Genomic DNA, 11929 nt, shown 5'->3' on the forward strand with positions numbered 1-11929 from the left:
CGGCGACGCCCCACCTGCCCGACGTCGGTGCGGGGGGGCGTGGACGGGCAGATGGGGCGTCGGCGGATGGGGGCGGGGGGATGGGGGGACGGGGGGGACGGGAAGGGGGGATGGATGCTGGGGACGGCGTGTGCGAAGAGCGCGGCGCCCGTCCGGGGTAGGGTCGAGGGGTGACTCCCGAGCTTCAAGCGCGCATCGTTGCGGACTCCCGCGACCGCGTCGCCTGGATGCGTGCTCGCTCGCGCGGAATCACCGCAACCGACGTTGCTGGCCTCACTGGTCCCAAATCGATCGAGCGTGCGGCCCAGTCCAAACTCGGCGGTGGCCCCCGCTTCGGCGGCAACGCGTACACCGACCACGGCCGACGCCGCGAACCTGAGATCGCAGCCTGGGTGGCTGCGACCCACGGAATCTTGCCGTCGACCGCACTGTTTCGCGCAGAGATCGAGCATCGCCACCTCGCCACACCAGACGGCATCGCGGTCGACGCCGATGGCCGCATTCGTCTCGCTGAGATCAAGACGACCAACAAGCCGTTCCGCGGCATCCCGCGCACCTACCTTCGTCAGGTGTGGTGGCAGCAGCACGTGCTCGGTGCCGAGCGCACCCTGTTCGTCTGGGAAGAGCACGTCGACTTCGCCCCGGTGCATGACGAGCCGAAGTGCGTATGGATCGACCGCGATGAGCGCGAGATTGCCACGCTCGTCAGCCTCGCCACCGACCTCATCGACGAGTTGTATCGGCGCACCACAGGCCAGCAGACCCCGAACCGGAATGCTGAAACACTGACCGCAGTCGCCGAGCGCCGCGAGCGCCTCCGCGAACGCGATGCGTTCCGGGCGCTGGCACTCGCCGACTGAACCTATGCTCACCGTGCTCGCGGGCCTCGGACTCGGCCTGTCCCTCATCATCGCAATCGGCGCGCAGAACGTGTTCGTGCTACGTCAAGGCATCCGCCGCGAGCACGTGCTGTCCGTCGTCATCGTCTGCGCACTGTCCGATGCGCTGCTCATCATTGTCGGCGTCGCCGGCCTCGGCTTCGTCGTCTCCGCGGCCCCTTGGCTGATCGTTGTTGCGCGCTGGGCTGGCGCCCTGTTCCTCATCGCATACGGGCTGCTCGCCGCACGGCGGGCATGGCGCGGCGGCGAAGAGCTCATCGTCGATACTGCGGATGCTCCGGCATCCGCGCACGACACAGATACCGCCGCTCACAGCCGCACCCGCCTAGCTCCGGTGATCCTCACCACCCTGGCCCTCACCTGGCTCAACCCGCACGTCTACCTCGACACCGTGCTCATGCTCGGCTCGATAGCTGCGACTCACGGCGACAACAGGTGGCTGTTCGCGGTCGGTGCGATCGCCGCCAGCATCCTCTGGTTCGCCGCTCTCGGCTTCGGGGCCCGTTATCTCAGCCGCTGGCTGCGCACCGAACGATCGTGGCGTGTCCTCGATGCGATCATCGCGGTCGTCATGGTCATCCTGGCGCTCTCTCTCCTGCTGGACTGAACCGGCTCGATCACTCCTCGTCAAACGGACGAAGGATCCGCTTCAGGAACCGCTGCGTGCGCTCCTCGCGCGGGGCTCCGAAGATCTCCGCCGGAGCGCCCTCCTCGACGACGACCCCGCCGTCCATGAAGAGCACGTGATCGGCGGCCTCGCGCGCGAAGCTCAGCTCGTGGGTCACGACGACCATGCTCCAGCCCTCATCGGCGAGCTCCTTGATGACCAGCAGCACCTCGCCGACCAGCTCTGGGTCAAGGGCGCTCGTCGGCTCGTCGAAGAGCAGCAGATCGGGCTTGAGCGCGAGCGCGCGCACGATACCCACCCGCTGCTGCTGACCTCCGGAGAGCTGATGGGGGCGCGCATCCGCCTTCTCAGCGAGCCCGACCCTGTCGAGAAGCACAAGGGCCTCGGCGACGACCTCGTCCTTGGGCCGACGCTGCACCCGCCACGGTCCCTCGATGACGTTCTCGAGCACCGTGAGATGCGGGAAGAGGTTGTGGTGCTGGAACACCATCGCCGAACGGTCGCGCAGCGCGAAGCGCTGTCTCTGCGAGACCTTCGTCGCGAAGTCGATCTCGGGGCCGCCGTCGACGGCGATCACCCCGGCATCCGGGGTCTCCAGGCCGTTCAGGGAACGCAGCACTGTCGTCTTGCCCGAACCGCTCGGCCCGATCAGCACCACCACCTCACCGCGGTGCAGGGTGAAGTCGATCCCGCGCAGCACCTCATTGCGGCCGAAGCTCTTGCGCAGGCCGGTGGCCGCGAGCAACGGCGTGTCCTCACTAGTGCGCGACACGGCGATCGAGCCTCCTTTCCAGGGCACCCTGGCCCGCCGAGAGCACCAGGCAGATCACCCAGTACACGAGCGCCGCCGTGAGGTACACGACCATCACCTGGTACGACGACGCGGCGATCTGCTGTGACACTCGGAACAGCTCGGTCACCAGGATGGTCGATGTGAGAGATGTGTCTTTGACGAGCGAGATGAACGTGTTCGACAACGGCGGCACCGATACCCGCGCGGCCTGCGGCAGGATGATCCGCATGAGCGCCCTCGTGCGGTTCATGCCGACCGTGTAGGCGGCCTCCCACTGCCCCTGCGGGACAGAGAGGATGGCCGCCCGCACGATCTCGGCGCCGTAGCCGCCGACGTTGAGCGACAGCGCGATGATCGCGCTCGGCCACGGATCGATCGTGATGCCGACGGCCGGCATGCCGTAGAAGATCACGAACAGCTGCACGAGCAATGGCGTGCCTCGGATGACCGAGATGTAGAACCGGGCGATGGCCGAGAGCACCGGGTTCACCGAGATACGCATGAGCGCGACGAGAACCGCGATCACCAGCCCCAGCGCGAACGAGGCGAGCGTCAACGGGATGGTGCCTCGCAGCGCCCCCAGCGCGATCGGCCCCAGGGAGTTCAGGAAGAGCTGCCAGGCATCCATCCGTCGAACCTACTCGCTGACGTCTTCGCCGAAGTACTTCGTGCTGATCTCGGCGAGCGTGCCGTCCGCACGCAGCTCTTCCAGTGCGCCGTCGACCGCGTCGACGAGGGCCTGCTTGTCCTTCGTGAAGGTGAAAGCCTGCTCGCCGGCGTCGTCGGTCTCGGCGGCGATCTTCAGACCGGTCGGGCCATCGGTCTTCTCGTAGTCGAGGAAGGTGAGCTTGTCGTTGATGGTCGCATCGACGCGGCCCTGACGCAGCAGCGCGACGGCCTGCGCCCAGCCCTCCACCGCCTCGACCGTCGCGCCGGACTCGACGGCCAGGTCGTTCCAGTTGCTCGTGAGCGACTGGGCAGCGGTCTTGCCCGCGAGATCGTCGAACGAGGTGATCGAGTCGTCGTCCTCGGCCACGATGATGACGCCGGGAGAGACGGTGTACGGCGCGCTGAAGAGGTAGTTCTCCTCGCGCTCGTCGTTGATGGTGACCTGGTTGGCGATCACATCGAAGCGGCCGGCGTCGAGACCGGCGAAGATCGCATCCCACTGCGTCTCCTGGAACTCGACGGTGAGGCCGAGCTTGTCGCCGACGGCCTGGATGATCTCGACGTCATAGCCGGTCAGGTCCCCGGTGCCGTTGTCTTCGTGGAAGCTGAACGGGCGGTAGGTGCCCTCGGTGGCGACCGTGAGCGTGCCGTCCTTCACGAGTCCGAAGTCGGAGCCGGAGTCGCTCGACGAGGAGCCGCTCTCCTCGGGGGCGGTGGAGCCGCTGCAGGCGGTGAGAGCGGATGCTGCCAGCGCGAGCGCTGCGACGGCGATGAGGCGACGGGACATGAAGAACCCTCCTGGGGTGTGCGGTGCAATGTGCTGTGTCCGCGATTGCTGTGGCGCGGAACCCCCTCACAGTACGCTGGCTCGGCGCGCGATCTCATATTGGATGACGCCGAGTTTCACGCATGACGGTGAGGCACGCGAAAGGCCCCCGCCGGAGCGGGGGCCTTTCGTCGGTTCGAGCTGGGTTGCTCCTGCGCCCGAGACGGACTCAGATCGCGTTGACGTCCAGCGGGATGCCGGGGCCGAACGTGGTCGACACGGCGCCCTTCTGGATGTAACGGCCCTTGGAGCTGGACGGCTTCAGACGCACGATCTCCTCGAGAGCGGCCTTGAGGTTCTCGTCGAGCTGCTCGGCCGAGAACGACGCCTTGCCGACGACGAAGTGCACGTTGGCGTGCTTGTCGACGCGGAACTCGATCTTTCCGCCCTTGATCTCCTCGACGGCCTTGGCCGTGTTGGGGGTGACGGTGCCGGTCTTCGGGTTCGGCATCAGGCCGCGGGGGCCCAGGACCTTTCCGAGACGGCCGACCTGGCCCATGAGCTCGGGGGTGGAGACGGCCGCGTCGAACGCGGTCCAGCCGCCGGCGACCTTCTCGATGAGCTCGGCGCCGCCGACCTCATCGGCGCCTGCGGCGATCGCGGCCTCGGCCGCAGGGCCGGTGGCGAACACGATGACGCGGGCGGTCTTACCGGTGCCGTGGGGCAGGATGACGGTGCCGCGCACCATCTGGTCGGCCTTGCGGGGGTCGACAGAGAGCTTGAGCGCGACCTCGACGGTCGAGTCGAACTTCGAGGAGCCGGTCTCCTTCGCCAGGGCGACGGCCTCGGACGGGGTGTAGAAGCGGTCTGCCTCGATCTTCGCGGCAGCCGCGTTGTAAGCCTTGGACTTCGTAGCCATTGTTCTTCTCCTCAGCCCTCGACCGTGATGCCCATGGAACGGGCGGTGCCGGCGATGATCTTCGAGGCGGCCTCGATGTCGTTCGCGTTCAGGTCGGACTGCTTCTGCTCGGCGATCTGACGGACCTGGTCCTTGGTGATCTTCGCGACCTTGACAGTGTGCGGGGTCGACGAGCCCTTGGGCACGCCTGCGGCCTTCTTGATGAGCTCCGCTGCCGGCGGGGTCTTCAGGATGAACGTGAAGCTGCGGTCCTCGTAGACGGTGATCTCCACGGGGATGACGTTGCCGCGCTGCGACTCGGTCGCGGCGTTGTACGCCTTGCAGAACTCCATGATGTTGACGCCGTGCTGACCGAGCGCAGGGCCGATCGGGGGCGCCGGGTTGGCTGCACCGGCGTTGATCTGAAGCTTGATCAGGCCGGTCACCTTCTTCTTAGGTGCCATTTCCTCTTCCTTTCATCGAACGGATGCCGGTTGCATCCGCTCTCCCGCGACTCCGGCTTCTCCGGATCGCGGTCGTCTGCGCGTGCACGCAAACCACAACAGTCTACCCGATCGGGCCGACCGCCGCAGTTCCCGGCATCCGCCCGGCATCCGTCCCTCTCGGGCACAGCTGCACGACCCGGGCGCAGTTGCACGACCGGATGCCGGAATCGCTCGTGCATCCGTACCCGAGTCGTGCAGGTGTACCGCCACAACGTCGCGGCACTGCTCCGGCTCGTCAGAGCATCTTGGTGACCTGGTCGAACGACAGCTCGACCGGGGTCTCGCGCTCGAAGAGCGACACGAGCACCGTGAGCTTGCCGCTCTCGGGCTTGATCTCGCTGATCGAGCCGGGAAGGCCTGCGAACGAGCCCTCCTTGATGGTGATGGTCTCGCCGATCTCGAAGTCGACCTCGGCCTGCACCGGGCGTGCGACAGCGACGCCGCCCTTGGCCGCGATGTTCTTGGCGGTCGAGACGTCCTTGACCTCGACGAGCGCCTTCAGCATGTTGAAGGCCTCTTCGAAGCGCAGCGGCGTGGGGTTGTGGGCGTTGCCCACGAAGCCGGTCACGCCAGGCGTGTGCCGAACGACCGACCAGGTGTCCTCGTTGAGCTCCATGCGCACGAGCACGTAGCCCGGGATGCGCACGCGGGTGACCATCTTGCGCTGGCCGTTCTTGATCTCGACGACGTCCTCCATGGGGACCTCGATCTGGTAGATCTCGTCCTCGACCTCGAGCGTCGACTTGCGCTGCTCGATGTTGGCCTTCACCTTGCGCTCGAAGCCGGCGTAGGAGTGGATGACGTACCACTTGCCCGGGAGCATGCGCAGATCGGCGCGGAACGCCTCGTAGGGGTCCTCCTCGGACTCCTCGTCGCCGGCGAGGTCGGGACCATCGTAGGGGGCGACCTCGGCGGCTGCTGCGGCCTCGAGATCGGCGACCTCTTCCGCCACGGAATCGTTGAGAACCTCGGCGGCGGCTTCGACCTCCGCCGCTTCGTCCAGATTGAGGGCGTCGTTCACGATGGCGTCCGCCTCCGGGTCGTCGATGTCGATGTCTTCGTCAGTGCCGTCTTCGTCGGCATCCGCATCCTCGATGTGGATCGCGACGTGCTCCGCTGAGATGGCCGAGCGCTCCTGGGCAGCGAGGATGTTGCCCTCCTGGGCCTCGTCCTCCTCGCTGGACTGCTCTGCAGCGGTCGACCAGTCGGCGTCGTCGGAATAGCGTTCAGACACGTTTTTCTTCTCCATGTGTGCGGCCGTGGCCGCGGTGGCGTCAGGCGCTCGGAACCCCGAACACGATGTGCGTCAGCCACGCGAACAGGGTGTCGAGTCCGTAGACGATTCCCATCACGATCAGCACGAAGACGAGGACCACCAAGGTGAACTTGATCAGCTCCTTGCGGGTCGGCGTGACGACCTTGCGGAGCTCGGCGACGACCTGGCGGAGGAACAGCGCGATGCCTCCGAAGAACCGGGCGAAGAAGCTGGGCTTCTTCTCACGGGTGGCACCGGCCGTGACGACCTCGCCACGGGGTTCTTCCTGATCCATCCTGAATGTACCTTTCGTGTGTCAGCACCCGGCTGACGCGCAGGGCGGACAGGAATCGAACCTGCAACCTGCGGTTTTGGAGACCGCTGCTCTGCCAATTGAGCTACCGCCCTAGAGACCCGTTGGTCTCGAGGATGCTGCCGCGGTCCTCTGCCGGACTGGCTCTCACCAGGCACAGCGAAAGAATGCAACGACTGCTCGTCAAGCATACGGCATTCCCGGCGCGCTGCCGAACCGCCGAAGGTCCTGGTGTTGTTAGGCTCGGCTTCGGGCGACAGGGAGGGGCGCACGTGGGCGCTGATGTGCAGCAGTTCCAGGTGGATCTGCGAGGTGTCGTCGATCTGCTCAGCCGACACATCTATTCGAGTCCGCGCGTGTACCTGCGCGAGCTGCTGCAGAACGCGCGGGACGCGATCACCGCCCGCCGCGGGATCGACGGCAAGGGCGGTCGCATCCGGATCACGCCGCTGACGGATGCCGGCGGAGAATTCGTGCTCAGCGACGACGGCGTCGGCCTCGACGCCACCGAGGTCGCCGACCTGCTCGCCACCGTCGGACGCAGCTCCAAGCGCGACATCTTCGACCTGCCCCGCAGCGACTACCTCGGCCAGTTCGGCATCGGCCTGCTGAGCTGCTTCATGGTCGCCGACACCATCGTCATCCGCTCCCGCAGCGCCCGCGGCGGCGCCGGCGTCGAATGGACAGGCAGCGCCGATGGCACGTTCCACGTCGTGGAGATCGACGACGACCTGCCCATCGGGACCAGCGTGCATCTCGTGCCGCGCTTCGACGCCGACGAGCTGCTGCGCCCTGCCGCCGTGCACGATCTCGCCTCGACATTCGGCGAATTCCTCCCCGTCGACGTCGTCATCGACACCCCGACCGGGGAGGTCGGCGTCACCCGGTCGGCCCCGTTCCTCGCCGGCGACGCCGAGGCCGCCGTGGCGTACGGTCGCGAGCTCCTCGGCGCGAGCCCTCTCGACGTGATCGAGCTCGCCGACCCCGCCACTGGCACCCGCGGCCTCGCCTACGTGCTGCCCTTCGCTCCCCCGCCCGGAGCGCGCCAGGCCACCCGCGTGTACCTCGGCCGGATGCTCCTCTCCGAGCGCGTCGACGACGTGCTCCCCGACTGGGCCTTCTTCGTGCGAGCCGTGATCGACTCCGAAGGTCTCGCGCCCACCGCGAGCCGCGAGTCGCTCGTCGACGACCAGTCGCTGCAGCACGTGCGCGAGCAGCTGGGTGCAGGCATCCGACGCTGGGTGCTCGAGCTGGGGCTGCGCGAACCGCACCGGCTCGCGCAGTTCGTGGCCGTGCACGAGGTCGGGCTCAAGTCGCTCGTGCTGCACGACGAGGAGCTCGCGCGGTTCATCACGCGCTGGCTCACCGTCGAGACCACGCACGGCACCATGCGCGTGGGCGATCTCGTCGAGCGCCATCCGCACGTGCGCTTCGCCCGCACGGTCGACGAGTTCCGCCAGGTCGCCGGGATCTCCCCCGGCAGCGAGATCCTCGTCAACGGCGGCTACCTCTTCGACGCCGACCTGGTGCGGATGCTGCCGGAACTCCACCCCGGCGTCACCGTCGAGCAGGTCGACGTCGTCGGCGAGCTCGACCGACTCGATCCGCCGCCGCTCGACGACCGCGATGCCGCCGTCGCCCTGGAGGCGCGGGCCGGCGCCGTGCTCGCGGCATCCGGATGCTCGGTCGTCGTGCGCAGCATCGACCGCGCCGATCTGGCGGCTCTCTACGTCGCCGACCCCGAGGTGCTCCGCGCGATCGACCGCGGCCGCACGAAGGGCGTCACGGGGGCGCTGTGGGGCGGCGTGCTCGACCGCATCGACAGCGTCACCTCCGCCGCGCGCGACGACGATCTCAGCGCCAAGCTCTGCATGAACTGGTCGAACCGCGTCGTGCGCGCCCTCGTGCGCGTGCAGGACGAGGCGGTCTTCGCCCGCACGGTGCAGCTGCTCTACATTCAGGCGCTGCTGGCGGGGCATCATCCGCTCACCGACGCCGACCGCGCCCTGATGACCGGCGCTCTCACCGACCTCGTCTCACTCTCCGCCGGCCTCGAAGGGGACGACCTCCCGTTCGAGAAGTACTGAAAGGGACCCCGATGGCCCGTCCGACGAAGCGCTTCCAGCAGCTGATCGAGGAGATCGACCGCACGCCATGGGGGCCGGCCGAGCAGGCTCTGGTGTCCGAGGCCGTGGCGCTCGCCCTGGAGATCGGCGACGAGCGCCTGGAGTACGAGGCGCGCATGCGGCAGACGGCATCGGCCAACATGGGCGGGGCCACCGACGTCATGCTGAACTCGTTCGCGTGGTGCCTCGCGCACCACGACGCCGACCCGCAGCGCTTCCCCGCCGACCTCGACTACGGCGGGGCCGACCTCATGTGGCAGTTCAAGTGGATGGCCTCGGCGCTGCGCTCCTCCCCCGCGTTCTCCGTCGATCAGATCGCCGCGGTGCTCGATGACATGGAGGCGCACTACCGCAAGGCCGGTCTCGGACTCAGCGGCGTGCTGACGGCGCGCTTCGAGGACGCCTGGGATGCCGGGCGGATCGAGGAGGCCGAGGCGCTGCGCGTGCAGCTGGAAGCGACGCCGCGCGACGAGCACAGCCACTGCGACGCCTGCGGTCGCAGCCAGTTCGCCGGCTTCTTCGCCGACACCGATCGCGACGCCGACGCCATCCGCCTGGTCGAGGAGATGATCGAGGGCGGCTTCTCGTGCGGCGAGGAACCGGAGCACGCGCTCTCGCGCGCGCTGCTGCCGTACCTGCGCGCCGGCCGCTTCGAGGAGGCGAGGAGCGCGCACCTGCGCAGCTACCGGCTGGCCAAGGACAACCCGGACAACCTGCGCATCGTCGCGAACAACATCGTCTTCACCGCCATCACCGGCAACGAGGCACGCGCGCTCGCGCTCGTCGAACGGCACCTCCCGTGGCTGGCGCACGACGGCCTCAACGTCGACGCGCACTTCGCCGCCCTCTCGGCGTTCGGGCTCGCCCTCGACCGGGTGACCGCAGCCGGCCACGGGGGCACCCCCGTGCGCGGAGCGGATGCCGCGGCGCTCGCGCCGTTCTTCGGCGAGCACGACGGGGCCTGGAGCGCCGAAGACCTCGCCGCGGCGTCGTGGGCGGCAGCCGAGCGCATCGGCGCCGCCTTCGACGAACGCGACGGCACCGACGGGCACGCGCGGAGCCTCGCACGCATGCGGGCGCTGGGTGACGCGCACTACGAGGTGCCCATCCGCTCGGATGCGTTCGTCGAGACGCCACGGGCCGAGACCCCGCTCGATGCCGACGGCTGGTTCCGGCGCGTCATGGACCTCGCGCAGTACGGCGCCGAGGACGAGACGCTTCAGGCGCTCCCCCGCGCCCTCGAGGTGACGGATCCCGCACAGCGCGCACAGCTGCTCTCGATGCGCATCGGCATCCTCGTCGCCCTGGATCGCGCCGACGAGGCCCTGCAGATCCTGCCCGAGCGGGTACAGGCGCTGCGCGACGCCGGTCTCGACGCGCAGGCCGCCCTCGAAGAGCGCCTGGGGCTCGCGACCTTCGGTCTCGACACCCCGGAGGCCGTCGCCGCCCTCGACGGCGAGCTCGCCGCATCCGCCGGCCTTCCGGCCTGGTCGCGCGGCGACCTCGCCCTCAGCCGCGCCTTGCTGCATCTGCACGCCGGCGGGGCGGAGAGTGCGGATGCCGCGCTGGAGCTCGCCGAGCGGGCCGCGCGCGCATTCGCCGAGGCCGAGGACGCACGACTGTCGAACACGACGACGCTGCTGGCGATCTCGGCTCTGCTGTCGAAGGGCGACACGGAGGCCGCCGGCGAGCTGCTGGACCGCCTGCTCGGTCAGGACGACCTCAGCGACGGGCACCGCGCCCGCGTCCTGCAGATGCGCGCCCGCGTGCGCGGCGGCGCGGAGGCCTACGCCGAGGGCGCGGCCGACGCCGATGAGGCCTGCCGCCTGCTCGCGGCGCTGGGGGCGACCTCGGCCCTCGCGTCCGCGCACCTGCTCGCCGGCGCGCTCTGGGAGGACGCCGGCGACGCCGAGAAGGCCGTGACCCGCTACCGGGTGGCCTCGCGCCTTGCGGCGCAGGGCGGTGCGGAGCGGGACGGAGCGGATTTCCGGCTGGCGCGCGCCATGCTCGCGGTGGGCGACGCCGCCGAGGCCGCCGAGCTGTTCGGCGTCGTCCTCGAGCGCGAGGAGCAGGCCGAGGTGCCGGCGGGCTCCCGTGCCATCACGGCGTCGATGCTCGCCCGCGCGCTGGCGATGTCGGGCGAGTACGGCCAGGCGGTCGGCGCCCACGGCTACGCGTCTGAGCTGTTCGGCGAGGCCGAGGCGCACGCAGAACAGGCGATGTCGCTGCTCGAGCGCGCGAAGATCCTGGCGCGCTTCGACGAGCACGACGACGCCATCGAGCTGCTGGAGTCGGCGGTCGAGATCGTCCGCAGGGACCCCGAGGCCGTCGGCACCCTGGCCGACGTGCTGCACAACCTCGGGCAGGCGTACGGATCGCAGCAGGATGAGCGCGCCTTCGCCCTCTTCGACGAGGTCGCCGCCCTCGCCGAGCAGCATGAAGCGGGATGGCTGCTCGCCGACGTCACCGACTCGCGCGCCCGCGCGCTGGCCGCTCTGGAGCGCACCGACGAGGCCGTGGCGGCCGCGCTCACGGCCACCGACGGCTTCGCCGCGCTCGGAGATGCGGGCGCAGCCGGCGGGTCGGAGCTGTTCGCCGCACGGGTCCTCGTCGGCGCCGATCGCGGTGCCGACGCCGTGCCGCTGTACCGTGCGGCGATCGACCACGGCGCCGAGAATCCGCCGCTTCGTCAGGTGGCCGCCCTCGAGCTCGGCGACGTGTTCGAGTCGCTCGGACGCCACGGCGAGGCCGCGGAGGTCAGGGCGCTCATCGAGAGCTGAGGGGTTCGCGGGCGCGGAGGCGGATGCCGGCGCATCCGTGCCCCTCGACCTCGGACCGTTTGTCGGAGGATTTTCCGAGAAACCACCCCAACCACCCCGATCCGCCCTGCACACGGGATTCGACCCGGCAAACGGCCCGCGCGGGCGCGGAGGAGAGCGGATGCCGGCGCAGAGCGATCCAGTCGGCTGCGGCTCCGCCCCGGCATCCGGACCGTTTGTCGGGGGATTTCCCGAGAAACCACCCCAACCACCCCGATCCGCCCTGCACACGGAAATCGGCCCGACAAACGGCCCGC

11 protein-coding genes and 1 tRNA gene are annotated in these 11929 nt (G+C 69.1%); 4 read left to right on the forward strand and 8 right to left on the reverse strand.

Annotation, left to right across the window (positions count from 1 at the left end; translation table 11 throughout):
• Positions 1-170 precede the first annotated feature (170 nt).
• Together QM568_RS14310 and lysE are read left to right on the forward strand one after the other, a co-directional pair.
• A complete protein-coding gene (locus tag QM568_RS14310; RefSeq protein WP_415139850.1) occupies positions 171-860 on the forward strand; it encodes a YqaJ viral recombinase family protein in 690 nt (229 codons plus the stop codon).
• A gap of 4 nt (positions 861-864) precedes the next feature.
• A complete protein-coding gene (lysE, locus tag QM568_RS14315) occupies positions 865-1506 on the forward strand; it encodes an L-lysine exporter (RefSeq protein WP_415139851.1) in 642 nt (213 codons plus the stop codon).
• A 10-nt stretch (positions 1507-1516) separates the two neighbouring features.
• Here lysE and QM568_RS14320 read toward each other — a convergent pair whose 3' ends face one another.
• From QM568_RS14320 to QM568_RS14355, 8 genes are all read right to left on the reverse strand, one after another.
• Positions 1517-2299: an amino acid ABC transporter ATP-binding protein gene (locus QM568_RS14320; RefSeq protein WP_415139852.1), complete on the reverse strand. Its 783-nt coding sequence runs from the start codon at positions 2297-2299 to the stop codon at positions 1517-1519.
• Positions 2286-2948 (reverse strand): amino acid ABC transporter permease, encoded by a 663-nt coding sequence (locus QM568_RS14325; protein WP_415139853.1) that lies wholly within the window; start codon positions 2946-2948, stop codon positions 2286-2288. Before QM568_RS14325 ends, QM568_RS14320 begins: the two co-directional genes overlap by 14 nt.
• A 9-nt stretch (positions 2949-2957) precedes the next feature.
• Complete coding sequence (locus QM568_RS14330; RefSeq protein WP_415139854.1) at positions 2958-3776, reverse strand: amino acid ABC transporter substrate-binding protein; 819 nt, start codon at positions 3774-3776, stop codon at positions 2958-2960.
• A gap of 208 nt (positions 3777-3984) precedes the next feature.
• Positions 3985-4674 carry a 50S ribosomal protein L1 gene (gene rplA / locus QM568_RS14335; RefSeq protein WP_415139855.1) on the reverse strand — a complete coding sequence of 230 codons (690 nt, stop codon included), beginning with the start codon at positions 4672-4674 and terminating at the stop codon, positions 3985-3987.
• Between the two features lie 11 nt (positions 4675-4685).
• Complete coding sequence (gene rplK / locus QM568_RS14340) at positions 4686-5117, reverse strand: 50S ribosomal protein L11 (protein WP_415139856.1); 432 nt, start codon at positions 5115-5117, stop codon at positions 4686-4688.
• Between the two features lie 277 nt (positions 5118-5394).
• A complete protein-coding gene (nusG, locus tag QM568_RS14345) occupies positions 5395-6393 on the reverse strand; it encodes a transcription termination/antitermination protein NusG (protein ID WP_415139857.1) in 999 nt (332 codons plus the stop codon).
• A 40-nt stretch (positions 6394-6433) separates the two neighbouring features.
• The gene (gene secE / locus QM568_RS14350) at positions 6434-6709 is read right to left on the reverse strand and encodes a preprotein translocase subunit SecE (protein ID WP_415139858.1); all 276 of its coding nucleotides are present in this window, start codon (positions 6707-6709) and stop codon (positions 6434-6436) included.
• A gap of 40 nt (positions 6710-6749) precedes the next feature.
• A tRNA-Trp gene (locus QM568_RS14355) sits at positions 6750-6822 on the reverse strand.
• A gap of 177 nt (positions 6823-6999) precedes the next feature.
• Between QM568_RS14355 and QM568_RS14360 the strand changes: the two genes are divergently transcribed.
• On the forward strand, positions 7000-8814 hold the full coding sequence (locus tag QM568_RS14360; protein WP_415139859.1) for an HSP90 family protein: 1815 nt from the start codon (positions 7000-7002) through the stop codon (positions 8812-8814).
• Positions 8815-8825: 11 nt separating this feature from the next.
• A complete protein-coding gene (locus QM568_RS14365) occupies positions 8826-11633 on the forward strand; it encodes a tetratricopeptide repeat protein (RefSeq protein WP_415139860.1) in 2808 nt (935 codons plus the stop codon).
• The last annotated feature ends 296 nt before the right edge of the window (positions 11634-11929 follow it).

This window comes from Microbacterium sp. (assembly GCF_047607465.1).
In the GTDB taxonomy this organism is placed as follows: Bacteria; Actinomycetota; Actinomycetes; order Actinomycetales; family Microbacteriaceae; genus Microbacterium.